The 23,522-nt window shown below is 71.8% G+C and carries 23 protein-coding genes, 1 tRNA gene and 1 pseudogene; 10 read left to right on the top strand and 15 right to left on the bottom strand.

Annotation, left to right across the window (positions count from 1 at the left end):
* Positions 1-30: 30 nt before the first annotated feature.
* The 5 genes and pseudogenes from ACZ4W5_RS07640 to mca all read right to left on the bottom strand — a co-directional run bounded on the left by ACZ4W5_RS07640 (position 31) and on the right by mca (position 2,246).
* Positions 31-348 (bottom strand): helix-turn-helix domain-containing protein, encoded by a 318-nt coding sequence (locus ACZ4W5_RS07640; RefSeq protein ID WP_465653516.1) that lies wholly within the window; start codon positions 346-348, stop codon positions 31-33.
* Positions 345-707, bottom strand: a complete 363-nt coding sequence (locus tag ACZ4W5_RS07635; protein WP_465653515.1) for a type II toxin-antitoxin system RelE/ParE family toxin — start codon at positions 705-707, stop codon at positions 345-347. The genes ACZ4W5_RS07640 and ACZ4W5_RS07635 overlap by 4 nt, the downstream gene beginning before the upstream one ends.
* Before the next feature lie 74 nt (positions 708-781).
* Positions 782-940: pseudogene (locus tag ACZ4W5_RS07630) on the bottom strand (DUF255 domain-containing protein); the annotation flags it as partial.
* A 160-nt stretch (positions 941-1,100) separates the two neighbouring features.
* Entirely contained in the window at positions 1,101-1,292 is a 192-nt protein-coding gene (locus ACZ4W5_RS07625; protein ID WP_360231037.1) for a hypothetical protein, read from the bottom strand.
* Between the two features lie 48 nt (positions 1,293-1,340).
* Positions 1,341-2,246: a mycothiol conjugate amidase Mca gene (gene mca, locus ACZ4W5_RS07620; protein WP_360231040.1), complete on the bottom strand. Its 906-nt coding sequence runs from the start codon at positions 2,244-2,246 to the stop codon at positions 1,341-1,343.
* A 238-nt stretch (positions 2,247-2,484) separates the two neighbouring features.
* Between mca and ACZ4W5_RS07615 the strand changes: the two genes are divergently transcribed.
* Positions 2,485-2,898, top strand: coding sequence for a DUF4307 domain-containing protein (locus tag ACZ4W5_RS07615; RefSeq protein WP_360231043.1), 414 nt, complete (start codon positions 2,485-2,487; stop codon positions 2,896-2,898).
* 317 nt (positions 2,899-3,215) lie between these two features.
* Complete coding sequence (greA, locus tag ACZ4W5_RS07610; protein ID WP_360231046.1) at positions 3,216-3,716, top strand: transcription elongation factor GreA; 501 nt, start codon at positions 3,216-3,218, stop codon at positions 3,714-3,716.
* A 170-nt stretch (positions 3,717-3,886) separates the two neighbouring features.
* Here the strand turns inward: greA and ACZ4W5_RS07605 are convergent, their stop codons facing one another.
* The 3 genes from ACZ4W5_RS07605 to ilvA form a co-directional block, all read right to left on the bottom strand.
* A complete protein-coding gene (locus ACZ4W5_RS07605) occupies positions 3,887-4,744 on the bottom strand; it encodes an ABC transporter permease (protein WP_465653514.1) in 858 nt (285 codons plus the stop codon).
* A gap of 1 nt (position 4,745) precedes the next feature.
* Entirely contained in the window at positions 4,746-5,831 is a 1,086-nt protein-coding gene (locus ACZ4W5_RS07600; protein ID WP_465653513.1) for an ATP-binding cassette domain-containing protein, read from the bottom strand.
* A gap of 168 nt (positions 5,832-5,999) precedes the next feature.
* Positions 6,000-7,211 carry a threonine ammonia-lyase gene (gene ilvA, locus ACZ4W5_RS07595; RefSeq protein ID WP_465653512.1) on the bottom strand — a complete coding sequence of 404 codons (1,212 nt, stop codon included), beginning with the start codon at positions 7,209-7,211 and terminating at the stop codon, positions 6,000-6,002.
* Between the two features lie 122 nt (positions 7,212-7,333).
* Between ilvA and ACZ4W5_RS07590 the strand changes: the two genes are divergently transcribed.
* Positions 7,334-7,816 carry a MarR family winged helix-turn-helix transcriptional regulator gene (locus tag ACZ4W5_RS07590; protein WP_360231058.1) on the top strand — a complete coding sequence of 161 codons (483 nt, stop codon included), beginning with the start codon at positions 7,334-7,336 and terminating at the stop codon, positions 7,814-7,816.
* A 3-nt stretch (positions 7,817-7,819) separates the two neighbouring features.
* Here ACZ4W5_RS07590 and ACZ4W5_RS07585 read toward each other — a convergent pair whose 3' ends face one another.
* Positions 7,820-8,974, bottom strand: a complete 1,155-nt coding sequence (locus ACZ4W5_RS07585; RefSeq protein ID WP_360231061.1) for a cystathionine gamma-synthase — start codon at positions 8,972-8,974, stop codon at positions 7,820-7,822.
* A gap of 137 nt (positions 8,975-9,111) precedes the next feature.
* On the opposite strand from ACZ4W5_RS07585, the gene msrA reads away from it, so the two are divergent.
* A complete protein-coding gene (gene msrA / locus ACZ4W5_RS07580; RefSeq protein ID WP_360231064.1) occupies positions 9,112-9,789 on the top strand; it encodes a peptide-methionine (S)-S-oxide reductase MsrA in 678 nt (225 codons plus the stop codon).
* Positions 9,790-9,959: 170 nt separating this feature from the next.
* The gene (locus ACZ4W5_RS07575; RefSeq protein ID WP_360231067.1) at positions 9,960-10,322 is read left to right on the top strand and encodes a cupin domain-containing protein; all 363 of its coding nucleotides are present in this window, start codon (positions 9,960-9,962) and stop codon (positions 10,320-10,322) included.
* Between the two features lie 81 nt (positions 10,323-10,403).
* Here the strand turns inward: ACZ4W5_RS07575 and ACZ4W5_RS07570 are convergent, their stop codons facing one another.
* The 3 genes from ACZ4W5_RS07570 to ACZ4W5_RS07560 all read right to left on the bottom strand — a co-directional run bounded on the left by ACZ4W5_RS07570 (position 10,404) and on the right by ACZ4W5_RS07560 (position 14,166).
* On the bottom strand, positions 10,404-11,693 hold the full coding sequence (locus ACZ4W5_RS07570; protein ID WP_465653511.1) for a L,D-transpeptidase: 1,290 nt from the start codon (positions 11,691-11,693) through the stop codon (positions 10,404-10,406).
* A gap of 187 nt (positions 11,694-11,880) precedes the next feature.
* The gene (locus ACZ4W5_RS07565) at positions 11,881-12,213 is read right to left on the bottom strand and encodes a hypothetical protein (protein ID WP_465653510.1); all 333 of its coding nucleotides are present in this window, start codon (positions 12,211-12,213) and stop codon (positions 11,881-11,883) included.
* Between the two features lie 552 nt (positions 12,214-12,765).
* Positions 12,766-14,166, bottom strand: a complete 1,401-nt coding sequence (locus tag ACZ4W5_RS07560; RefSeq protein ID WP_465653509.1) for a cystathionine beta-synthase — start codon at positions 14,164-14,166, stop codon at positions 12,766-12,768.
* Positions 14,167-14,397: 231 nt separating this feature from the next.
* Between ACZ4W5_RS07560 and ACZ4W5_RS07555 the strand changes: the two genes are divergently transcribed.
* The 3 genes from ACZ4W5_RS07555 to ACZ4W5_RS07545 all read left to right on the top strand — a co-directional run bounded on the left by ACZ4W5_RS07555 (position 14,398) and on the right by ACZ4W5_RS07545 (position 18,009).
* Positions 14,398-15,477, top strand: coding sequence for an SGNH/GDSL hydrolase family protein (locus ACZ4W5_RS07555; RefSeq protein WP_465653508.1), 1,080 nt, complete (start codon positions 14,398-14,400; stop codon positions 15,475-15,477).
* A 64-nt stretch (positions 15,478-15,541) separates the two neighbouring features.
* Positions 15,542-16,762: an acetyl-CoA C-acetyltransferase gene (locus ACZ4W5_RS07550; RefSeq protein ID WP_465653507.1), complete on the top strand. Its 1,221-nt coding sequence runs from the start codon at positions 15,542-15,544 to the stop codon at positions 16,760-16,762.
* A 290-nt stretch (positions 16,763-17,052) separates the two neighbouring features.
* A complete protein-coding gene (locus ACZ4W5_RS07545) occupies positions 17,053-18,009 on the top strand; it encodes a hypothetical protein (protein WP_465653506.1) in 957 nt (318 codons plus the stop codon).
* Positions 18,010-18,150: 141 nt separating this feature from the next.
* On the opposite strand, the gene ACZ4W5_RS07540 is transcribed toward ACZ4W5_RS07545, so the two are convergent.
* From ACZ4W5_RS07540 to ACZ4W5_RS07530, 3 genes are all read right to left on the bottom strand, one after another.
* A complete protein-coding gene (locus ACZ4W5_RS07540; protein ID WP_360231087.1) occupies positions 18,151-18,519 on the bottom strand; it encodes a hypothetical protein in 369 nt (122 codons plus the stop codon).
* 90 nt (positions 18,520-18,609) lie between these two features.
* On the bottom strand, positions 18,610-19,476 hold the full coding sequence (locus tag ACZ4W5_RS07535) for a Bax inhibitor-1/YccA family protein (protein WP_465653505.1): 867 nt from the start codon (positions 19,474-19,476) through the stop codon (positions 18,610-18,612).
* Between the two features lie 142 nt (positions 19,477-19,618).
* A tRNA-Leu gene (locus tag ACZ4W5_RS07530) sits at positions 19,619-19,700 on the bottom strand.
* A gap of 256 nt (positions 19,701-19,956) precedes the next feature.
* Here ACZ4W5_RS07530 and ACZ4W5_RS07525 point away from each other — a divergent pair.
* A complete protein-coding gene (locus tag ACZ4W5_RS07525; RefSeq protein ID WP_465653504.1) occupies positions 19,957-20,769 on the top strand; it encodes an ABC transporter ATP-binding protein in 813 nt (270 codons plus the stop codon).
* 44 nt (positions 20,770-20,813) lie between these two features.
* Positions 20,814-23,369 (top strand): ABC transporter permease, encoded by a 2,556-nt coding sequence (locus tag ACZ4W5_RS07520; RefSeq protein WP_465653503.1) that lies wholly within the window; start codon positions 20,814-20,816, stop codon positions 23,367-23,369.
* The last annotated feature ends 153 nt before the right edge of the window (positions 23,370-23,522 follow it).

The following is a 23,522-nucleotide window of genomic DNA, read 5'->3' as shown; positions in this document are numbered from 1 at the left end:
GCGTTTCGCACGGAGATTCGAGCATTCGGCTCAGGCGATAGCCGCAACGTAGCCGTCGTCGAAGTAGATGGCCTGATGCAGGCGCCCTCCGAGGGCAGCGGCGTATCGGGCAAGCACATCCTGGCTGGAGATACGTCCCCGCTCGATTTGCGAGACTCGCCCCTTGGTGACCCCCATGCGGTCAGCAACCTGCTGTTGAGTGAGCCCACGGGACCGCCGCAGCTCCGCAAGGCGGTACCCGGTCACCTCGGCGAGAAGCTCCTCCCGCCCCGCCCGCACCGCCTCTTCGCCACCAGCCCGGGCAACGTGCTCAGCACGAATGTCCTGCCAGCGTGTGTAGCTGCTCACGGCTGTCCTCCCTCTATCTGGGCCCGTTCCTTGACGTAGATCTCGTACCGCTGCTCAGCCAGGGGAACCGCCTCCTGGTACCACTCACTCCATCGCCCCGACTTGTCGCCGGCGACCAGCAGGATGCTGGATCTCCACGGATCGAAGGCGAAGAGGATCCGGACCGTGCCCGGCCGCAGTTCCTTCAGGTTCGCCATGAATGAGCCCCGAATAGTGTCCACGAGGGGGCGTCCCAGCCCTGGACCGCCCTCGGCCAGCGCATCCAGCGCCTGGACCACCCTGGCGTGCGCCTGCCCGTCAAGGCCGTCGATCCACTCACGCACCTCATCGACAAGGAAGATCTGCCATTCGTCGCCCACGAGAGAAGTATAGCGATACCTATACCTCACTCGTGGGCGACGAACGGAGGACTACTGCGTTTGCGAGTTCACTGGCACCAGTGACAAGCCGCGTACCCGACGCTCAGCAGCACCGGCACCCCCCGCCGCTCGGCCTCCGCGAAGGCCTCCGGCCCCCAGGGCCACCAGTCGACCGGGTTGTCGGCGTGCTGCAGCAGGTACGGCGAGGTCGCGTCCGCGAGACGGTTCGGCATGCCGCCCATCCTCCCGCATGACAGGCCCCGCAGGCGTCAGGCCGCCCCGCCGGGCCGGCTTCCCCAGGGCCGGGCCGGCTTCCCCGCGGCCGGGCGGGTGGGGGCGCCGCGCCCCCACCCGGGGCCTAAGACACGCCCTAACGGCCCCGGGCGGGAGGGGCTACTCCTTGGGGGCTTCCGGCTCCTCCGTGAAGTCGACCTTCTTGAACTGCCGGTTCATGGACTTGGCCAGGAACCACGTCGCCACGGCGAGGGCGGCGAAGACGACGAAGCCGAGGAGACCGGGGGTGACCTTGGCGTCGTCGACGGCGAGGTCAGCGGCGAGGTGGACGAGGTTCACGGGGGCGCTCATATCTCTATGGTGGCCCGGCTCACGCCGAGCCGGGCCGTCGGGGGTGGGTCAGTCGCGCGTGTCGGCGGCCTCGGCCGCCAGGCTGGGGGTGCGAAGTCCGGCGAACAGGTCGTCCTCCGGGAGGTCCACGTCGATCAGGGTACGGGCGAGCTCGTAGTCCTCGGTGGGCCAGACCTCGCGCTGGACGTCGAGCGGGACGCGGAACCACGGGCCGTCCGGGTCGATCTGGGTGGCGTGGGCGATCAGCGCGCGGTCGCGGGTCTCGAACCAGTCGTCGCAGCGCACCCGGGTGGTGATCTCGCGCTCCTGGCGGCCGCTCTTCTCCCAGCCCGCGATCCACTCGCCGTACGGGGAGTCGTGCCCGTGCTCGGTGAGGTACTGGTGCAGGGCGCGGATGCGGCCCATCGGGAAGCCGTGGTTGTAGTAGAGCTTGAGCGGCTGCCAAGGCTCGCCGGCCTCGGGGTAGGCATCCGGGTCGCCGGCGGCGTCGAAGGCCAGCATGGTGATCTTGTGGGTCATGATGTGGTCCGGGTGCGGGTAGCCGCCGTTCTCGTCGTAGGTCGTGATGACCTGCGGCTTGAACTCGCGGATCAGCCGGACCAGCGGCTCGGCCGCCTCCTTGACGTCCTGCAGGGCGAAGCAGCCCTCGGGCAGCGGGGGCAGCGGGTCGCCCTCCGGCAGGCCGGAGTCCACGAAGCCCAGCCAGGCCTGCTTGACGCCGAGGATCGCCCGCGCCTCGTCCATCTCCTTGCGGCGCACCTCGTGGATGTTCTCCTCGATGTACGGGTCCCCCTGCAGCTTGGGGTTGAGGACCGACCCGCGCTCGCCCCCCGTGCAGGTGGCCACGAGCACGTCCACACCGTGCTCGACGTACATGGCCATGGTGGCCGCGCCCTTGCTGGACTCGTCGTCCGGGTGGGCGTGCACCGCCATCAGTCGCAACTGCTCAGTCAACGCCTTGCGTTCCTTCCACATCGTCGGGCGTTCCGCGAAGTCCGGTCTGCCCACCGTACGAACCGCTCACTTCGGGACCGCGTCGCCGCAAGGCCGGCCTGCGCCGGTCTCCGGTGCGGCCGAGCCCCGCCCCCGCCGGACCGGCCGCGGGCGTGCCCCTCCTATAGTGACGGACTGGAGGTCCGTCGCATTCCCCGCACCACCCACGCGGTCCCTCCCGAGGAGAGGACGGAGTCCGATGACTGCACAGAGCACCGCGACGCAGCTGCCCGAGGGGCGCTACGGCCGGAGGGGCGACGGCGAGTCGGACCGTCGGCTCAAGGTGGTCGGCGCGGTCTGCGGCGTGCTCGGCCTGGGGCTGATCGCCTGGCTGGGCGGCTCCTACCTGCTGCGCGAGTCGAAGATCAACGGCTCGGTGCCGACCTTCCAGGTGCTCTCCGACTCCGAGGTCCAGCTGCACCTCACCGTGCGCAAGAGCGACGGGACGGCCGGCACCTGCACGGTCCGTTCGCAGGGCGACGACCACGCGGTGGTCGGGGTGGCCGACTTCCCGGTCCCCGCGGCCGGGTCCAGCTACGAGGCCACTGTCACCCTGCGCACCACCGCCCGCGGCACCACCGCCGAGCTGCTCGGCTGCACCCCGGCGAAGTAGGCGCGGTAGCGGCGGAGCACCCGGGGACACCCGGCGGAGCGGGCCCGGAGCGCCCCCGAGGCATATTCGCCCACCGGAACGGGCATCCGTAGGAAGTCCCGCAGCCGGTTGCCGTACACCATGGCGCAATGCCGCCGTCAACGCCGCGACAACGGCCCTCCCGCTTGTCGGCAGGACTTGTTAGGCTCGTGGTTTCGCCCCTTCCGCACCGGATGGTACGGGAGCGGGCGTTGCTTTGTAGTTACGACCAATATCATCGTCGACCCTGCTGACGACTCACACCCTCAGCTCAGCCCCAGCACCTACGAGGAGCACCCGTGACCCAGACCAGCGAGAACGTGACCTGGCTCACTCAGGCCGGCTACGACCAGCTCAAGGCAGAGCTGGATCACCTGACCGGGCCCTGGCGCATCGAGATCGCCCAGAAGATCGAGGCGGCGCGCGAGGAGGGGGACCTCAAGGAGAACGCCGGCTACCACGCGGCCAAGGAGGAGCAGGGCAAGTACGAGCTGCGCATCCGCCAGCTGACCCAGCTGCTGGAGCGCGCCAAGGTCGGCGAGGCCCCGGCCGACTCCGGTGTGGTGGCCCCGGGCATGGTCGTCACGGTCGCTTTCGACGGTGACGAGGACGACCTGATGGAGTTCCTGCTGGCCTCGCGCGAGGTCGCGGGCTCCGACAACATCGATGTCTACTCGCCGCAGTCGCCGCTGGGCCGCGCGATCGACGGCAAGAAGATCGGCGACGAGGCCACCTACGAGCTGCCGAACGGCAAGCCCGCCATGGTGAAGATCGTCAAGGTCGTGCCGCACGCCGGCTGACCCGACCCTGAGCAGCACCGCCGAGGGGGGGGGGGGGGGGGGGGGGGGGGGGGGGGAGAAAACCCCCCCCCCCCCCCCCCCCCCCCCCCCCCTCACCCGTCTCCGGCCGACGGAGGCGAGAAGCCCGGGGCTGGGTCCGGAACCAGGACCGGGACCGGAAGCGCCGCCGCTCAGCCCGCCGCCGAGCGGTACTTGCGCACCGACAGCCACGAGAACACCGCCGTGATCACCACCGACCAGAGCACCGACACCAGCGCCGCGTGCTGCATCGGCCAGGCGCTGTCCACCGGCCCGACCTGGTTGCCGAAGAGGTCCCGGCAGGCCTGCACGGTCGCGCTGAACGGGTTCCAGTAGGCGACGCCCTGCAGCCACCCCGGCATCGAGCTGACCGGCACGAAGGCGTTGGAGATGAAGGTCAGCGGGAACAGCCAGATCAGCCCGGCCGAGGTGGCCGCCTCGGGGCTGCGCACCGAGAGGCCGATCAGCGCGCCGATCCAGGAGAAGGCGTAGCCGAGCAGGAGCAGCAGCCCGAAGGCGCCGAGCGCCTTGAGCAGCCCGTCGTGGATCCGCCAGCCGACCAGCAGCGCGACCAGCGCCAGCACGACCAGCGTGAAGGCGGTCTGGCACAGGTCGGCGAGGGTGCGGCCGACCAGCACCGCGGAGCGGGCCATCGGCAGCGAGCGGAAGCGGTCCACCAGGCCCTTGGTCATGTCCTCCGCGATGCCGGCCGAGGCGCCCGCGACGGCGAAGGTGACGGTCTGGGCGAAGATGCCGGCCATCAGGAACTGGATGTACGTGTGGGAGCTGGAACTCGTCCCGGGGATCTTGATCGCCCCGCCCATGACGTACGAGAACAGCAGCACGAACATGACCGGCTGCATGAGCCCGAACACCACGATCTCGGGGATCCGGGACATCCTGCGCAGGTTGCGCTTGGCGACCACCCAGGAGTCGTGCAGGGTCGCGGACAGGCCCCGGCGGGGCGTCGGCATGGCCGCGCCGATGGCGTGCTCGGTGGCGGTGCTCATCTCAACGCTCCGTTCCGGCCACGACGGCCTGCTGCTGGTCGGGCCCCTGGCCCCCGCCGTCGGCGCCGTCCCCGCCGTCGCCCGAGGAGCCGCGGCCGCGACCGCCCCGGCCGCGGCCCTTGGCAGCGCCGCCGTCCTCCTCGACCGACTCGGCGACGTGGCCGGTGAGGGTGAGGAAGACGTCGTCCAGGGTCGGACGGCGCAGGCCGATGTCGTCGATCTCGATGCCCCGGCCGTCCAGTTCGCGGATCACGTCGGCGAGCACCCGGGCGCCGCCGCTGACCGGCACGGTGATCCTCCGGGTGTTCTTCTCCACCGCGGGTTCGCCCAGCGCGTACCCGGACAGGGCCGCGACCGCGTCCGTGACCAGGCCCGGGTCGTGCACCACGACCTCGATCCGCTCGCCGCCGATCTGCGCCTTGAGCTGGTCGGCGGTGCCCCGGGCGATCACCCGGCCGTGGTCGACCACGGCGATGTCGTGGGCGAGCCGGTCGGCCTCCTCCAGGTACTGGGTGGTGAGCAGCAGCGTGGTGCCCTGCTCGACCAGGGTCTCGATGACCTCCCAGAGCGCGAGCCGGTTGCGCGGGTCGAGCCCGGTGGTCGGCTCGTCCAGGAACATCACCGGCGGCCGGACGACCAGCGCGGCGGCGAGGTCGAGGCGGCGGCGCATGCCTCCGGAGTACGTCTTGGCGGTGCGGTCCTTGGCCTCGGTGAGGTTGAACCACTCCAGCAGCTCCAGCGCGCGGGCCTTCGCGCTGCGGGTGCTCATCTGGTAGAGCTCGCCGACCATGGTGAGGTTCTCGAAGCCGGTCAGGTATTCGTCGACCGCCGCGTACTGGCCGGACAGCCCGATCCGGCTGCGGACCTCGTTGGGGTGCTTGAGGACGTCGACCCCGGCCACCACCGCGCGGCCGGAGTCGGGACGGAGCAGGGTGGTGAGGACGCGCACGGTGGTGGTCTTCCCGGCGCCGTTCGGGCCGAGCAGCCCGAGCACCGTGCCCTCGGGGACGTCGAGGCTGACGCCGTCCAGGGCTCGTACGTCGCCGAAGGTCTTCACCAGGTTCTCGGCTTGGATGGCTGGCGCCATGGCCTGCCTCATCTCCTCGGACGAATGGAGCGATCTGTCCCACTTTGCCCCCCGTTCGGGCGCATGGGCGACTCGGTTCTCGGCCACCGACACAGAACGCGATGTATCGCGAGCATGGCAACTCGCGATACATCGCGTCAAGCGAATTCGAGGAACCGCCCGCGGGGCTCAGCCGGAGACCACGTACCCCGCGTCCCGCAGCTCCCCCACCACCAGCGCGCAGTGCTCCGGCCCCTTGGTCTCCAGATGCAGGTCCACCTCGACCTCGGTGAGCCCCAGCCGCGGGTCGATCCGCACGTGCGCGACGTCCAGCACATTGGCGTCCACCGCGGTCAGCACCCCCAGCAGGTCCGCCAGCGAGCCCGGCTTGTCCGCCAGCCGCACCCGCAGCGACAGGTAGCGCCCGGCCGCCGCCAGGCCGTGCCGCAGCACCCGCTGCATCAGCTGCGGGTCGATGTTGCCGCCGGAGAGCACCGCCACCACCGGGCCCTCGAACGAGTCCGGCTGTTCCAGCAGCGCCGCGATCGGGGCCGCCCCGGCCGGTTCGACCACCAGTTTGAGCCGCTCCAGGCTGAGCAGCAGGGCCCGGGACAGCGCGTCCTCGGAGACCGTGCGGATGCCGTCCGCCAGCGTGTTGACCACCTCGAACGGGATGTCCCCGGGACGCCCGACCATGATCCCGTCGGCCATCGTGGCGAAGTGCTCCAGCGAGACCGGCCGCCCGGCCGCCAGCGAGGGCGGGTACGCGGCCGCGGCCGCCGCCTGCACCCCGACCACCCGGACGTCCGGCCGCAGCGGCTTGACCGCCGCCGCGATCCCGGCCAGCAGCCCGCCGCCGCCCACCCCGACCAGGATGGTGCGCACCTCGGGGCACTGCTCGAGGATCTCCAGGCCGACGGTCGCCTGGCCGGTGACCACGTCCCAGTGGTCGAAGGGGTGGATGAACACCGCGCCGGTCGCCTCCGAGTACCGCTGCGCGGCCTGCAGCGCCTCGTCCACGGTGGCGCCGTGCAGCCGGACCTCGGCGCCGTACTCCCGGGTGGCGGCGACCTTCGGCAGCGGCGCCGCGACCGGCATGAACACGGTCGAGCGCACCCCCAGCAGCGAGGCCGCCAGGGCCACCCCCTGGGCGTGGTTACCGGCGCTCGCCGCGACCACCCCGCCGGCCCGCTGCACCGGCGAGAGCCCCGCGATCCGCACGTACGCCCCGCGCAGCTTGAAGGAGCCGGTGCGCTGGAGGTTCTCGCACTTGAGGTGGACCGGCGCGCCGATCAGCCCGGACAGGTGCCGGCTCCCCTCCATCGGGGTCACCCGGGCGACCCCGGCGAGCATCTTCTGGGCACCGCGGACGTCGTCGAGGGTGATCGGCCAGTTGTGCATGAGCCCAGCGTAGGTCCGCCGCCGCGGCCAACCCGGGACGTCGGGCCTGTTCCCGGGCCCGCTCCGCCCGCGTACGCTGCTGCTTCTGAGCTTCTCTCACCGCATGACGATCGTGAGCCGCGATGACGACGACCTCGCCCCAGGCCACCGACCGAACCGAGCCCGTGCACACCCAACTCCAGTACCAGCTGGCGGTGTTCGCCCGCCGGATGGAACAGGTCCGAACCTCCGGCGGCGGCCTGGCCGCGCTGGACCGGGCCGCCTACCTGCTGCTCGACCGCCTGGAGCGGCACGGGCCGGCCAACGTCAAGGCGCTGGCCGACGCGCTCGGCGTGGACTCCTCCACGGTGACCCGCCAGGTCGCCCCGCTGGTCGCGGCCGGGCTGGTCGGCCGGGTGCAGGACCCGGCCGACCGCCGCGCGGTGCGGCTCGCGCTGACCGCCTGCGGCACCGGCCGGCTCGCCGAAGTCCGGGACGGCCGGGCCGAGTTGACCCGCCGCCTGACGGCCGACTGGCCGCCCGAGGAGCAACAGGCGTTCTGCGCCCTGCTGGCCCGCTTCAACCTCGCGATGGAGTCGTACACGGCGGACCAGCAGGGTCAGTGACCCTTAGCCCAGCGCCTGGGTGAGGTCGGCCAGCAGGTCGTCGATCGACTCGATGCCGACCGAGACGCGCACCAGATCGGCCGGCACCTCCAGCGGCGAACCGGCCGCCGAGGCGTGGGTCATCCGGCCCGGGTGCTCGATCAGCGACTCCACGCCGCCCAGCGACTCGCCCAGGGTGAACAGCCGCGCGCGGTTGCAGACCTCGACGGCCGCCTCCTCGCCGCCGGCGACCCGGAACGACACCATGCCGCCGAAGGCCTTCATCTGCTTGGCGGCGATGTCGTGGCCGGGGTGCTCGGGCAGGCCCGGGTAGAGCACCTGGCTGACCTTGGGGTGGCCCGCCAGCAGCTCGGCGACCTTCTCCGCGTTGGAGCTGTGCCGGTCCATCCGGACGCCCAGGGTCTTGATGCCGCGCAGCACCAGCCAGGCGTCGAACGGCCCGGAGACGGCGCCCATCGCGTTCTGGTGGTACGCGACCTCCTCGCCGAGGCCCTCTTCGGCGAGCACCAGCGCACCGCCGACCACGTCCGAGTGGCCGCCCATGTACTTGGTGGTGGAGTGCACGACGGCGTCCGCGCCGAGCGCGATCGGCTGCTGCAGGTACGGGCTGGCGAAGGTGTTGTCGACCACCAGCAGCGCCCCGGCACCGTGCGCGACCTCGGCCAGCCCGGCCAGGTCGGTGATGCCGAGCAGCGGGTTGGACGGGGTCTCGACCCACACCGCGCGGGTGTTGGGGCGCAGCGCGGCGCGGACGTCGTCCAGCTTCTGGGTGTTGGCGACGGAGAACTCGACGCCCCAGCGGGTCAGCACCTTGGCGAACAGCCGGAAGGTGCCGCCGTAGGCGTCGTTGGGGATCACGATGTGGTCGCCCGGCTTGAGGATGGTGCGCAGCAGGGTGTCCTCGGCCGCCAGGCCGGAGGCGAAGGCGAGGCCGCGGGCGCCGCCTTCGAGGGCCGCGAGGCACTCCTCCAGCGCGGTGCGGGTGGGGTTGGCGCTGCGGCTGTACTCGTAGCCGCCCCGCAGGCCGCCCACCCCGTCCTGCTTGTAGGTGGACACCTGGTAGATCGGCGTGACGACGGCCCCGGTCTGGGGGTCTGCTTCCTGACCCGCGTGGATGGCGAGGGTCTCGAAGCCCTGGGGAAGCTGGTGCTCGGTCATGGCTCCGAGCCTAACGGCCGTACCGCCGTGCGCCCGCCGGAATGCCCGGACCTCCCGGACCGGATCCCCGGAGTCGGCCGGGCCGGAATCCGCGGGCCGTCCGGTGCGTTGAATCCTGGGCAACCCTCCCTACCCCGATGGAGCAGGCCGTGCTGTTCAACCGCCACAAGACCTCGCTCGTCCCCGCCGACCAGGCGCTGCCCGGCCGCCCGGCCCCGGCCTTCGCCCTGACCGAGCCGCACACCGTCCTCGGCCACCCGCTGACCGGCCCGTACCCGGAGGGGCTGGAGGTGGCCGACTTCGGGCTGGGCTGCTTCTGGGGCGCCGAGCGCACGTTCTGGCGGCTGCCCGGCGTCTGGACGACGCTGGTCGGCTACCAGGGCGGCTACACGCCGAACCCGACGTACGAGGAGGTGTGCAGCGGGCTGACCGGGCACACCGAGGCGGTCCGGGTGGTGTTCGACCCCGCGGTGGTGTCCTACGAGCGGCTGTTGAAGGCCTTCTGGGAGGCCCACGACCCGACCCAGGGCAACCGCCAGGGCAACGACGTGGGCACCCAGTACCGCTCCGCGCTGTACACCCACTCCCCCGCCCAGGCCGCCGCCGCGGTCGCCACCCGGGACGCCTTCCAGCCCGCCCTGACCGCGCTCGGTCACGGCCCGATCACCACCGAGATCGCCGAGGCCGGCCCGTTCTACCCGGCCGAGCCGTACCACCAGCAGTACCTGTCGGACGCCAAGAACCCCAACGGCTACTGCGGGCTCGGCGGCACCGGCGCCTCCTGCCCGATCGGGGTGGCCCGCACCCAGGGCTGACCGCCCGCCGCCGGACCGCCCCACCGCCGGGCCGGTCAGGGCGCCGGGCGGTGCGGGCGCCCGCTATCCGAGGTGACCGTTGCCGGGGGCGGGCGCAGACTGAAAGGGCCAGCAAGGGCGGCCCGGCCACCTGCCGGCGGCCGGGCCGTTCCTCGTGAGAGGAGTGCGTCATGTCCGGTCTGGTCCGCATGAGTTTCGAGGCTCCCGAGGAGGTCCGCCCGTTCGAGGACGGCTCGGGGGAGCTGCGGCTGGTCAATCTGGACGCCGGCCCGGTCGGCCGGGCCGTGTTCCAGCCGGGGTGGCAGTGGTCCAAGCACGTGAAGCCGATCGCGGGGACGGACAGCTGCCAGGCGGCACACCTGGGGTACGTGGTCTCCGGCCGGATGCGGATCGTCATGGACGACGGCGAGCAGGCCGACTACGGCCCGGGCGACTTCATGATCTGCCCGCCCGGCCACGACGCCTGGATCCTGGGCGACGAGCCGTGCGTGGTCGTGGACTGGCAGGGCTTCACGGACTACGCGAAGCGGTGAGCGCGACCGCCCGCCGCCTCGTACGGGCCGAGGGGCGGGCGGAGACGGCGGCGCAGAGAGTTCGGGCGGGGCGGGAGCGGGTCAGACCGCGCTGCCGGCCTTCCACTCGGCCCAGCTCAGGTTCCAGCCGTTCAGGCCGTTGTCCGGGGCGACCGTCTTGTCCCCCGAGTTCCGGACCTCGACGACGTCGCCGACCATCGAGGACTTGTAGAACTTGTAGCCGTCCGTGCTGCTGTCCTGGGCGCCCTTGGCGTCCTGGAGGCCGACGCAGCCGTGGCTGGTGTTCTGCCCGCCGAAGATCGACGGCGAGGACCAGTAGTTGCCGTGGATGAAGGTGCCCGAGGTGGTGAGGCGCTGGGCGTGCGGCACGTCGGCGATGTCGTACTCGCTGCCCAGGTTGACGGTCTGCGAGTTCATCCGGGTCTGGGTGAACTGCTCGGAGATCACCATCTTGCCGCCCCAGGTGGTGTGCTCGGAGGAGCCGCCGGAGATCTTGTAGACGGCGCTGACCTGGCCGTCCGTGGTGACGGTGAGCTTCTTGGTGGCGAGGTCGGCGACGCTGGTCTGGGCCCGGCCGATGGTGAAGGCGACGTCCTTGGACTGGGTGCCGTAGACGCCCTTCGCGCCCTCGACGTCCTTGAGCCGGAGCTTGAGGGTGACCTTGGTGCCCTTGGCCCAGTACTCCTGCGGCCGGAAGTCGAGGCGGGTGCTGGAGAACCAGTGCCCGACGATCTCGACGCCCGGCTCCGCCATCACGGTGATCGCCGACTGGACGGCCTTCTTGTCCGTGATCGGCTTGCTGAAGTTGATCGAGACCGGCATGCCGACGCCGACCGTCGAGCCGTCCTCCGGGGTGAAGTAGCCGACGAAGGTGTTGGCCGGGGTCGCCGTGGTGAAGCTGGCGTTGGCGTCCGCCTCCAGCTTGTCCTTGTCGACGCCGCTGGCGGTCACCGAGTACTTGGTACCGCTGGCCGGGGCCGCGGCCGAGGTCCAGCTGGTGTTGTCGCTGGAGAGCTGGCCGGCCAGCTCCTTGCCGGTGGAGTCGGTGACCTTGACGTTGCTCAGGGTGCCGTTGGCGATGGTGACCTTGACCGGCTCGCTGAAACTGGCGCCGGTGGTGCCGTCCGCGGGGGTGACGGTGATCACGGCCGTCGAGGTCTTCGGCGCGCTGCTGCCACCGCCGGATCCCGGGGTGCCGCCGCCGTTGCCGGCGCCACCGTTGCCGGAGCCGCCGCTGCCACCGCTGCCGCCACCGCTGTTGTCGTTGCAGGCCGCGAGCAGCAGGACCGGCGCACCGATCAGGCCTGCGAGCACCCCGCGTCGGCTCCAGCTGCCTCCGGCCACCCGCCCCTGACCGTCCCGTGCCGTCACGTCGCGTCTCCCTGCTGATCATCCCGGGCAATTACGGATACAGAAACGCAATCCGGCCGCTCACGGTTCCATCACCGAAGGGTAGGCGATCGTATGAGATGACCCAACTCCCGCTGTTCATGGACAAAACACCCGGTCCGCCGTCGGCGGACCGGGTGTTCACGGGTGGTCACGGCAGGAACGGCCGTTACTCGGCGGACTCCTCCACGGAGTACTCGTCCCACTCGTCGTTCTCGGGGTCGAACTCGGTCTGCGCCGACTCCCAGGTCGCCGAGGCGAGCTCCACGCCCGGGACGTCGCCGAGCAGCGCGACCGGGTCGATGAAGTGGGCGAGCGAACCCGACGGGTCCACCTCGATGGCGTCGACGGACTGGGCGCGCTCCTCGTCGTCGAGGTACTCGTCCTCGGCGACCTGCTGCAGGGCCGCGGCCTTGAGCGCGCCCTCGTCGGTGATCTCCGCGATGAGCTCGATCTTGAGCTTGACGTAGCGCGGCGCGTCGGTCGTTTCAGTGCTGGTCATGCCAGCGAGCGTACGGGAACGGCGGGCCCCCGGCGTGCACGGGAAGCCCAGGGCGCCCGGGGGAAGCGCGGCAGCGGGGCGGCAGGGAGCCGGGGCGCGGGCGGGAGGCCCGGACACACGGAGGGGGCCGGTCCTTCGGAACAGGACCGGCCCCACCGTGCTCCGAACCGGCTCCCCCACCCGGGAGCCGCGGAGCCGCGCCGTGACGGCGCGGTGATCGTCCGTGGGAGCCGCCGCACCCTGTCGACCGGCCGGAGCCGGGCAGGGTCGGGACGACGGCGCCCCCACGGAGGGGCCCCTCCCTCCGAACAACGGTCGGGGAGGGCGGACACGGCGGCCGGGTCAGGACCGTCCGACGTGACCGGAGCCGACCGCGGCCGCCGGGGAGCCGCTCCCGGTGGACCACTGCCGTCTCGCTCGGCGTCTTGCCGTTGACCACCACGATGCCGGAGCCGTGTTAACCGCGTGCTGCGGGCAGGTGACGCCGGTGTACCACTTCGCGCGTGGACGAATCCTCCGAATCCGGCCGCGGGCGGGCGGGGTGAGCGGGCGTCAGTGCGCGCCACGGGTGGTCAGGAAGCCCAGCAGGTCCTGGCGGGTGACGATGCCCTGCGGCTTGCCCTCCACCAGCACGACCGCCGCATCGGCCTTCTCCAGCACGGTCATCAGGTTGGTGACGGTCTCGCCCGAGCCGACCACCGGCAGCGGCTTGGACATCACCTTGTCCAGCGTGTCGGTCAGCTCGATCTCCTTGGCGAAGATGCCCTCCAGCAGCAGCTTCTCCACCACCGAGCCGATCACCTCGCCGGCCATGATGTCCGGGTGCCCGGCGCCCGGGGAGACCACCGGCATCTGCGAGACGCCGTACTCGCGCAGCACCCGGACCGCCTCGGCGACCGTCTCGTTGGGGTGCATGTGGACGAACTGCGGGACGCCGCCCTGCTCGATGCCCTCCTTGCGGACCAGCACCTCGCTGATGTGGGCCTCGTCGGTGGCCGAGGGCAGGAAGCCGTAGTCGGCCATCCAGTCGTCGTTGAAGATCTTCGACAGGTAGCCGCGGCCGCCGTCCGGCAGCAGCACCACGACGACGTCGTCCGGCCCGAGCTTCTTGGCGACCTCCAGCGCGGCCACCACGGCCATCCCGCAGGAGCCGCCGACCAGCAGGCCCTCCTCCTTGGCGAGGCGGCGGGTCATCTGGAACGAGTCCTTGTCGGACACGGCGACGATCTCGTCCGCGACGCCGCGGTCGTAGGCGGTCGGCCAGAAGTCCTCACCGACGCCCTCGACCAGGTACGGACGGCCGGTGCCGCCCGAGTAGACCGAGCCCTCCGGGTCGGCGCCGATGACCTTGACCTTGCCGCCGGACGCCTCCTTGAGGTAGTTGCCGGTGCCGGAGATGGTGCCGCCGGTGCCGACACCCGCCACGAAGTGGGTGATCTTCCCGTCGGTCTGCTCCCACAGCTCCGGGCCGGTGGAGTAGTAGTGCGAGGCCGGGTTGTCCGGGTTGGAGTACTGGTCCGGCTTCCAGGCGTTCGGGGTCTCGCGGACCAGGCGATCGGAGACGTTGTAGTAGGAGTCCGGGTGCTCCGGAGCGACGGCGGTCGGGCAGACCACGACCTCGGCGCCGTACGCGCGCAGGGTGTTGATCTTGTCGGTGGACACCTTGTCCGGACAGACGAAGATGCACTTGTAGCCCTTCTGCTGGGCCACGATCGCCAGCCCGACGCCCGTGTTGCCGGAGGTCGGCTCCACGATCGTGCCGCCCGGCTTGAGGGCGCCCGAGGCCTCGGCGGCCTCGATCATGCGCATCGCGATGCGGTCCTTCACCGAGCCGCCGGGGTTGAAGTACTCGACCTTGGCCAGCACTGTCGCGGTGATGCCGTCGGTGACCTTGTTCAGCTTGACCAGCGGCGTGTTGCCGACCAGGTCGATGATCGAGTTGTGGTACCGCACGGGGGTCCTCCCGGTCTATGGGCATGCGAGTGCATTCGGTACTGCAAAGCCTAGGGCGTGCCACGCACCCCAGCCCTCCCTTCCCGCACTCCCCCCACCGCCGCCGCGCTCCCCCAATGGCCCACCCCGGCCCGCGCCCCGGTACTCCGGCCCTCCGCGCGGGTAAGAGCGCTGTGCAGGGATGGCCGTGTCCCCGGAGGGGACGGCACGAGGACGCGAAGGGGGCACCGGATGCCAGGGGCACAGGACTCGCGGGCCCGGGTGGCCCGTCGGATCGCCACCGCGGCGGCGTACGGCGGGGGCGGGCTAGGACTGCTCGGCGTGGGCCTGGTCGGCCTGCTGCTGACCGAGAGCAAACTCGCCGTCCAGGCCATCGGCGTCCTGGAGACCGTCCCGCCCAAGGCCGACGGCGTCTACGGCGAGGACTTCGCCGACCGCGGCGCACCGCCGCGGCCGCCGCTCGTGCTGGCCGTCCTCGGTGACTCCACCGGCGCCGGCCTGGGCGTGGCCCGCGGCCGCGAGACCCCGGGCGCGCTGCTGGCCTCCGGTCTGGCCTCGATCGCCGAGCGCCCGGTCCGGCTGGTCAACGTGGCCCGCTCCGGCGGCCGCTCGGCCGACCTCCCCGGCCAGCTGGAACGGGCCCTGCGACACCGCCCGGATGTCGCCGTGATCATCGTCGGGGCCAACGACGTGACCCGGCACAGTCCGGCCCAGCTCGCCGTCCGCCAGCTCGGCGAGGCCGTCGCCGCACTGCGCGCCAACGGCTGCGAGGTGGTGGTGGGCACCTGCCCGGACCTCGGGACGATCAAGCCGGTGCGCCCGCCGCTGCGCTGGGTGGCCCGGCGGCTGAGCCGCCAGCTGGCCGCCGCGCAGACCATCGCGGTGGTGGAGGCGGGCGGGCGCACCGTCTCGCTGGGCTCGCTGCTCGGCCCGGAGTTCGCCGGCCGCCCGGAGATGTTCGCCGCCGACCGCTACCACCCCTCGGCCCAGGGCTACGCCACCGCCGCGATGGCCGTGCTGCCCTCGGTCTGCGCCGCGCTGGGCCTGTGGCCGGAGGAGGAGCGCCCGAGCGCCGCCCGCCCCGGCGGGGCGGCTCTGCCGGGCGAGACGGTGCTGCCGGTCGCGGTGGCCGCCGCGGCTGCGGCCGGCCGGGCGGGCACCGAGGTCGCGGCCGTGGACCCGGAGGGCCCGGGCCGGCGCTGGGCACTGCTGCGCCACCGGCTGCGGGTCGGCCCGGACGCGGTCCGGGAGCCCGGCCCGGTGCCCGGGAACACGTCGGCCAGCTCACACACCGGGGCCGGTGACGACTGAGCTACCAAGCGGTAGCTTTCCTCCCGGACCGCCAGGTCCGCCGTCACCCAGCGAGGAGCCTGCAATGCCCGAAGCCGTCATCGTCAGCGCCGCCCGTTCGCCGATCGGCCGGGCCTTCAAGGGCTCCCTCAAGGACGTCCGCCCGGACGACCTGACCGCCCACATCATCCAGGCCGCCCTGGCCAAGGTCCCGCAGCTCGACCCGCGCGAGATCGACGACCTGATGCTCGGCTGCGGCCTCCCGGGCGGCGAGCAGGGCCACAACCTGGCCCGCATCGTGGCCGTGCAGATGGGCATGGACTACCTGCCCGGCGCCACCATCACCCGCTACTGCTCCTCCTCGCTGCAGACCACGCGGATGGCACTGCACGCGATCAAGGCCGGCGAGGGCGACGTCTTCATCTCGGCCGGCGTCGAGACCGTCTCGCGCAGCGTCAAGGGCACCTCGGACGGCATGCCCGGCACCACCAACCCGCTCTTCGACGAGGCCCAGGCCCGCACCGCCAAGCGCGCCGAGGAGGGCGGCGGCGAGTGGCACGACCCGCGCGAGGACGGCCTGCTGCCGGACGCCTACATCGCGATGGGCCAGACCGCGGAGAACCTGGCCGCGCTCAAGGGCATCACCCGCGCCGACCAGGACGAGTTCGGCGTCCGCTCGCAGAACCTCGCCGAGGCCGCCATCAAGGCCGGCTTCTGGGAGCGCGAGATCACCCCGGTCACCCTGCCGGACGGCACCGTGGTCAGCACCGACGACGGCCCGCGCGCCGGCGTCACCCTGGAGGGCGTCTCCGGCCTCAAGCCGGTCTTCCGCCCCGACGGCACCGTCACCGCCGGCAACTGCTGCCCGCTGAACGACGGCGCGGCCGCGCTGGTCATCATGTCCGACACCAAGGCCCGCGAGCTCGGCATCACCCCGCTCGCCCGGGTGGTCTCCACCGGCGTCAGCGCCCTCTCCCCCGAGATCATGGGCTACGGCCCGGTCGAGGCCTCCAAGCAGGCGCTCCGACGGGCCGGCCTGACCATCGACGACATCGACCTGGTCGAGATCAACGAGGCCTTCGCCGCCCAGGTCATCCCGTCCTACCGCGACCTCGGCATCGACCTGGACAAGCTGAACGTCAACGGCGGCGCCATCGCCGTCGGCCACCCCTTCGGCATGACCGGCGCCCGGATCACCACCACGCTGATCAACTCCCTGCAGTGGCACGACAAGCAGTTCGGTCTGGAGACCATGTGCGTCGGCGGCGGCCAGGGCATGGCGATGGTCATCGAGCGCCTCAGCTGACGCTCCCCGCACGCTCCGAAGGGTCTGGACCACCCATTTGGAGTGACCGTGCGTAATTGAGGGCCGGATCACACCGAGAGGTCGATCCGGCCCTCTTCGCGGTCGTTTCCGGTCCGGAGATCGACACTGCGGAGCGGATCAACTCCACTGCGTAGAACGGTGTTACCTAACAATTTGGGGACAAGAGCGAAAGTCCCGGACGAATTAGACATTCGCCACTGCGGTAACAGCCCCGGATGGGGCAGTGTGGACACGTAACCCCGTTCCGCTCCTCGCTAGGAGTACGTTCCGTGAGCGCCGTCTACACCATCCTGCTGCTGATCCTGATCACCGTGTCGACCGCCGTGCTGCTGCGCCTCCGGGGCATCTCCCGGCGGCTGGACGCACAGGCAGCGGCCCCGGCCGGGCCCGCACCGGTGGACGAGGCCGCGATACGCCGGGCCGTCGCCGAGGCACTGGCCGCCGACCGCGAGCGGGAGATCACCGAGGCCCGGGCGTTCTGGGCCGAGCAGGAGGCCCGGGCGGCCGAGGACGCCCCGCTGTTCGACTCCCCGTTCCCCGGGGCGCCCTTCACCGAGGCGCTGGCCGGCACCGACGAGTGGCCGCTGTTCTTCCCCCGCCCCACCGGCCCGCAGGACGCCGCCGACAACGCCGGGACGATGGACCCGGAGTTCGGCGAGGCGCTGCGCTCCGCGCTGGAGGACCTGATCACCGAGGGCGGCACCGGCCCGGCCGAGCCGGGCACCGAGGGCGGCGCCCCGCTGCGCCCCGGCCACCCGGTCGGCGAGACCGCCCCGGACGCCCGCGCCCGCCGCGAGGCCGACCTGCTGGCCACCGGCCTGGAGGCCGGGCTGCTGGACGCCGAGCCGCTGGTCGAGGAGGCCCCGGTCGCCGCCCCCGACCCGCGCCGCCACCCCTCCCACCCCGACTTCGTGCCGAGCCAGGCGCCCTCCCGGGAGTGGACCGACACCCGGCTCGCCGCCCTCTCCGAGGAGGCCGTCGCCCTGATAGACGTCCGCCCGGGCCCGCTCGGCACCCTGGACGTGTACGCCTTCGCCGACGGCACCACGCTGTGCGTGGCCCCGGGCGACCGGGAGGCCGCCTACCGGCTGATCGACGCGGTCCGTGCCGGTGAGCACGTCCGACTGCTCGGCGGCTCGCGCTTCTCCGGCTCCTACTCGCTGACCTTCTCCACCGACGAGGAGGCCGTCTACGTGCTCGCCGACCGGGTGGTCGCCAGCATCTGACCAGGCCTCAGCCGCGCAGCAGGACCGAAGGCCGCCCGGGTCACGGGGTTACCGACCCGGGCGGCCTTCGGCGTGTCCGGCTCCGAAAACGTGCCCGGGGAACCCGCTCCGGGCACGTACTCAGGAACCCCGCTCCGGGGGTCAGGCGCAGAGCCCGGCCGTCTCCCGCACCGCAGCCACCGCCCCGGCCAGCAGCTCGCCCACCGCCACCGGCCCGTCCGGCAGCGCCACCTCGGCCCCCTCGGGCAGCGCCGCGAGCGCGGCCGCCAGGTCGTGCCCGGCGACGGCCAGCTGGTCCCCCGCCGCGAAGGCCCCGGCGTCCGGGAACTCCCGCTCCGGCCCGCCCTCCGCGGCCAGCGCCAACGCGGCCAGCCGCCGGGCCAGCGCCAGCACGGCCGCCGCCCGCGAGGCGTGCCCGGGCACGGCGCCCAGCAGCTTGCTCTGCGGCAGCGAGCGGAAACGATCCGCCAGTCCGTCGACGGCTACGACCAGGGGCTGTACGTCATGCATGCACAGGAGCCTAACCAAAACGCCGCCGGGCCCCGGAGCAGCGAGTGCTCCGGGGCCCGGCGGCAGTGGGTGGCGAGGACGGGAGGTGCGTCAGTCGTCGCCGCGCAGGATCGCGATCAGTCGCAGCATCTCCATGTAGATCCAGACCAGCGACAGGGTGAGCCCGAAGGCGGCCCGCCAGGACTCGCGCTGCGGTGCGCCCTGGGCGATGGCCTCCTCGATCGACGCGAAGTCCAGCGACAGGAAGAAGGCGCCCAGGCCGATGCCGATCAGGCCGACCACGATGCCCAGCGGGCCGGAGCGCAGGCCCATGTCGGCGCCGAAGGCCATCGCGATCACGTTGACCAGCATCAGCAGCACGAAGCCCAGAGCGATCGCCAGGCCGATCCGCTGGTAGCGCGCGGTGACCCGGATCCGGCCGCTCTTGTAGGCGAACAGCATCGCCGCGAAGACCGCCGCCGTGCCCAGCACCGCCTGGATCACGATGCCGTTCAGCATGGTGTTGAAGGCGTGCGAGACGGCGCCCATCGCGAAGCCCTGGAGGGCGGCGTAGGTCAGGATCAGCGGCGGGCTGACGCTGTTCTTGAACGAGACCACCAGGCCGACGACCATGGCCACCAGGCTGGCGCCGATCGCGAAGCCGAAGTTCTCGAACGGCAGCGTGAACCAGGCCACCGCGCCGGCGGCGACCAGGGTGAGCAGTGTCATCGCCGTACGGGCGACCACGTCGTCGAGCGTCATCCGCCCGGTGGCCGCCGGGCCGGCCGACGGCCCGTTGTACATCTGGTAGAGCTGGTCGTCCGTCAGCGGGCCCTGCCCCTGCGGCTGGGCGTAGGGCGTGCCCGCGTACGGGTTGCCGTGCTGGCCCCCGGCCTGCGCGGTGCCACCGAACCCCGCGTAGCCGGGCTCGCGGGTGAAGGACCCCTCCCGCGAGAAGACCGGGTTGCTGCTTCTCATGTGCTCATTCCCTCCGTGGCGGCACTGCACCGCCCAGGCACCAGGGTAATGGCTTGGCAAAAATTCCGGGATACGCCGCGAGGAGGATCCGGTGAACGACTCCCGGCGGGGACGCCGGAGGCGCCCCCGCGGGTCGTTGCGGTGCCCGGAGCCGGACTCGAACCGGCACGGCCTCGCGGCCAAGCAGTTTTAAGCTGCCCGTGTCTGCGTTCCACCATCCGGGCGTCCTGCGAACCACCCCTGAGACTAGTCGCCCGGCTCACCCTTTCGCATGTTCCCAGCCCGGGAAGTTGTCATGTTTCCTTGCCATCTGACGAACAGTTCGGGATTCGGCCACGAAGCACGGTGATTCCGGCCACCGCACCGTCCTCAGGGTTCCCGTCATACCGCAGGAGGAGGGTCCGGCACCTCCGTACGCCCAGCGGGGGTCAGGCCAACCGTTCGAGGGAGCGACGCAAAACCATGATCACGTAGCGGAGCATGGAGGGACCAATCAGCGAACCAGCAAGGAGCTCCCCCGTGACCACGCCGACCGCAACCGCCGTCCGTACCGGCCGGGCGGCCGCCCGCGCCACCGGTCTGAACAAGGTCTACGGGGAGGGGGAGACCCGGGTCGTCGCCCTGGACAACGTCAGCGTCACCTTCCCCCAGGGCGAGTTCACCGCCATCATGGGCCCCTCCGGCTCCGGCAAGTCCACCCTCATGCACTGCATGGCCGGCCTGGACACCGTCTCCTCCGGCTCCACCACCATCGGCGACACCGAACTCGTCGGCCTCAAGGACAAGCAGCTCACCCAGCTGCGCCGCGACCACATCGGCTTCATCTTCCAGGCCTTCAACCTGCTGCCGACACTGACCGCCCTGGAGAACATCACCCTGCCGATGGACATCGCCGGCCGCAGGGCCGACCAGGCCTGGCTCGACCGCGTCGTCGACACCGTCGGCCTCTCCGGCCGCCTCAGCCACCGCCCCTCCCAGCTCTCCGGCGGCCAGCAGCAGCGCGTCGCCTGCGCCCGCGCCCTCGCCGGAAAGCCCGACATCATCTTCGCCGACGAACCCACCGGCAACCTCGACTCCCGCTCCGGCGCCGAGATCCTCTCCTTCCTGCGCAACTCCGTGCGCGAACTCGGCCAGACCGTCGTCATGGTCACCCACGACCCCGTCGCCGCCTCCTACGCCGACCGCGTCGTCTTCCTCGCCGACGGCAAGATCGTCGACGAACTCCACACCCCCACCGCCGACACCGTCCTGGACCGCATGCGCCGCTTCGACGCCAAGGGCCGCACCAGCTGAGCCAGCGAGCCGACCGAAGCCCTCGAACCTCCCCAGGACACCTCATGTATCGCACCGCACTGCGCAACGTGCTGGCCCACAAGGGCCGACTGCTGATGACGGCGCTGGCCGTCATGCTCGGCACCGCCTTCGTCGCCGGCACCATGGTCTTCTCCGACACCTTTGGCAAGGCCCTGCGCGACAGCAACTCCAAGAGCTACTCGGACGTCGCCGTCCAGGTCGTGGACCGCGCGGCCGGCCCCGGCTCCTCGACCAGGCACAAGGGCGAGGCCGGCGCCGGACTCACCGACGACATCGTCCAGCAGCTGGCCGGGCTGCCCGGCGCGGCGAGCGCGCGCGGCGTGGCCGGCGGCTTCACCGGGGTCGCCGACAAGCAGGGCAACCTGATAGGCCAGGTCTGGTCGGCCAAGGGCGCCAACTTCGCCCCCGGCCAGGACGGCCGGGACCCGCGCTACCCGATGACCGAGGGTCAGGGGCCGAAGAACGCCAAGGAGGTCGCCCTCGACCGCAGGACCGCCGAGAAGGCGGGCTACAAGGTCGGCGACACCGTCCGGGTGGCCGCCAACGGTCCGGTGATCGAGGCGAAGCTCACCGGCGTCTTCACCACCGACGACCCGGTGGTGAACACCGGCGGCACGCTCACCCTGTTCGACAAGGCCACCGCCCAGCAGACCCTGCTGGAGCCGGGCCGCTACAGCAGCGTCGTGCTCACCGCCAAGCCCGGCACCTCCCAGGAGGCGCTGCTCGCCGAGGTGGAGTCGAAGGTCCCGGCCGCCCAGAAGTTCGACGTCGAGACGGGCGCCAAGCTGCAGGCGGACGAGCAGGAGCAGATCACCAAGGGCACCGACAGCATGCGCACCATGCTGCTGGTCTTCGCCTTCATCTCGCTCTTCGTCGGCATCTTCATCATCGCCAACACCTTCACCATGCTGGTCGCCCAGCGCACCAAGGAGCTCGCGCTGCTGCGGGCGATCGGCGCCAGCCGCAAGCAGGTGACCCGCTCGGTGCTGATCGAGGCGCTGCTGATCGGTGCCGTCTCGGCGGCGGCCGGTCTGCTGGCCGGGATCGGGATCGGCGCCGGGATGCAGTCGCTGATCGGCTCGCTGGACGAGAACATGCCGAGCGGCGCGCTGGTGATCCAGCCGATGACCGTCGTGGTGACCCTCGTGGTGGGCGTCCTGGTGACGGTCCTGTCCGCCCTGCTGCCGGCCGTGCGGGCCGCCCGGATCGCGCCGGTGGCGGCGATGAGCAGCGGCGACCAGCCGACCAGTCAGAAGAGCCTGGTGGTCCGCAACACCATCGGTTCGGTGCTCGCCGGCGGCGGCCTGGCCCTGATCGCCTACGGCGCCTCCACCGGCGACGACAGCGGCCGGATGCCGGTCGGCGCGGGTGCCTTCCTGGCCCTGATCGGCGTGTTCGTGCTGCTTCCGCTGCTCTCCCGTCCGGTGGTCGCCCTGGTCGGCCCGCTGCTGCGGGGGCTGGGCGGCACTCCCGGCAAGCTCGCCCAGCAGAACGCGGTGCGCAACCCGCGCCGCACCGCGGCCACCGCCGCCGCGCTCACCATCGGACTGACCCTGGTCAGCGGTCTGACCGTGATCGGCACCTCGGTGGGGGACACCATCGACCGGGCCGTGACCAAGTCGATGAAGGCCGACTACATCGTCTCGACCGCCAACAACATGAGCCTGTCCGGGCAGGTGGCCGCCCAGATCGCCAAGGCGCCCGGGGTGGCGGCCTCCTCGCCGATGACCGACTCCGCCTGGAAGCTCGACGGCAGCTACAAGGACATCACCGGGCTGAACCCGGCCGTCCTGGACCAGATCGCCGACATCAGGCTGACCAGCGGTTCCGCCGCGGCCCTCGGCAAGGGCCAGCTGCTGGTGGACCAGGACGTCGCGACCAAGTTCCACGTCACCACCGGCTCGACGATGGAGGTGTCCTACCCGGACGACTCCACCGGCCGGCTCACCGTCGGCGGCGTGTACGAGAACGGCGGCGTGCTCGGCTCGGTCCTGCTGGCCGACAGCGAGGTCGCCAAGCACGACCCGAAGCCCGACATCCGCCAGGTTCTGGTCAAGGGCAAGGACGGCGCCACCGCCGGGCTCAAGCAGTCGATCAAGGACGCCACGGGCGCCAACCCGGTGATCGAGGTCAAGTCCAAGCAGGACGTCCGGGACGAGTTCAGTCAGGTCATCACCTTCGCGCTGAACCTGATGTACGGCCTGCTGGGCATGGCGGTCCTGATCGCCGTCCTGGGTGTGATCAACACGCTGGCCATGTCGGTCTTCGAGCGCAAGCGCGAGATCGGGATGCTGCGGGCGATCGGCCTGGACCGCAGCGGCATCAAGCGGATGGTCCGGCTGGAGTCGGTGGTGATCTCGCTCTTCGGCGCCGGGATCGGCCTGCTGCTCGGCTGCTTCATCGCCTGGGCGATCAACGGGACGCTCAAGTCCAGCCTGAGCGGGCTGACCACCGTCCTGCCGTACGGCCAGCTGGCGCTGTTCCTGGGCCTGGCCGGGCTGGTCGGCCTGGTGGCCGCGATCTGGCCGGCCCGCCGGGCCGCCAAGCTCGACATCCTGTCGAGCATCAAGACCGACTGACGCCCCGTCGGCCGGGTCCGCCCGCCGCAGCCCGCCCCCGGTCGCACCCGCGACCGGGGGCGGGCCCGCTCCCGCGCACAAGCAAAGGCACCACGGGGGGAAGCAAAAACAACCTCTGGGAGGTTTTCGGGAGGGGGCTCCCCCCTCCTTTAC

It is taken from the genome of Kitasatospora sp. NPDC029367, assembly GCF_055569135.1.
This window is presented reverse-complemented; position numbering and strand designations above follow the sequence as displayed.

Excerpts from the sequence above, each read along its gene's own strand:
- ACZ4W5_RS07625 (WP_360231037.1), bottom strand. The coding sequence starts at position 1,292 with ATGAGCGCCCCCGTGAACCTCGTCCACCTCGCCGCTGACCTCGCCGTC.
- ACZ4W5_RS07615 (WP_360231043.1), top strand. The coding sequence starts at position 2,485 with ATGACTGCACAGAGCACCGCGACGCAGCTGCCCGAGGGGCGCTACGGC.
- ACZ4W5_RS07605 (WP_465653514.1), bottom strand. The coding sequence starts at position 4,744 with ATGAGCACCGCCACCGAGCACGCCATCGGCGCGGCCATGCCGACGCCC.
- ACZ4W5_RS07600 (WP_465653513.1), bottom strand. The coding sequence starts at position 5,831 with ATGGCGCCAGCCATCCAAGCCGAGAACCTGGTGAAGACCTTCGGCGAC.
- ilvA (WP_465653512.1), bottom strand. The coding sequence starts at position 7,211 with ATGCACAACTGGCCGATCACCCTCGACGACGTCCGCGGTGCCCAGAAG.
- ACZ4W5_RS07590 (WP_360231058.1), top strand. The coding sequence starts at position 7,334 with ATGACGACGACCTCGCCCCAGGCCACCGACCGAACCGAGCCCGTGCAC.
- ACZ4W5_RS07585 (WP_360231061.1), bottom strand. The coding sequence starts at position 8,974 with ATGACCGAGCACCAGCTTCCCCAGGGCTTCGAGACCCTCGCCATCCAC.
- msrA (WP_360231064.1), top strand. The coding sequence starts at position 9,112 with ATGGAGCAGGCCGTGCTGTTCAACCGCCACAAGACCTCGCTCGTCCCC.
- ACZ4W5_RS07575 (WP_360231067.1), top strand. The coding sequence starts at position 9,960 with ATGTCCGGTCTGGTCCGCATGAGTTTCGAGGCTCCCGAGGAGGTCCGC.
- ACZ4W5_RS07565 (WP_465653510.1), bottom strand. The coding sequence starts at position 12,213 with ATGACCAGCACTGAAACGACCGACGCGCCGCGCTACGTCAAGCTCAAG.
- ACZ4W5_RS07555 (WP_465653508.1), top strand. The coding sequence starts at position 14,398 with ATGCCAGGGGCACAGGACTCGCGGGCCCGGGTGGCCCGTCGGATCGCC.
- ACZ4W5_RS07550 (WP_465653507.1), top strand. The coding sequence starts at position 15,542 with ATGCCCGAAGCCGTCATCGTCAGCGCCGCCCGTTCGCCGATCGGCCGG.
- ACZ4W5_RS07540 (WP_360231087.1), bottom strand. The coding sequence starts at position 18,519 with ATGCATGACGTACAGCCCCTGGTCGTAGCCGTCGACGGACTGGCGGAT.
- ACZ4W5_RS07535 (WP_465653505.1), bottom strand. The coding sequence starts at position 19,476 with ATGAGAAGCAGCAACCCGGTCTTCTCGCGGGAGGGGTCCTTCACCCGC.
- ACZ4W5_RS07525 (WP_465653504.1), top strand. The coding sequence starts at position 19,957 with ATGGAGGGACCAATCAGCGAACCAGCAAGGAGCTCCCCCGTGACCACG.
- ACZ4W5_RS07520 (WP_465653503.1), top strand. The coding sequence starts at position 20,814 with ATGTATCGCACCGCACTGCGCAACGTGCTGGCCCACAAGGGCCGACTG.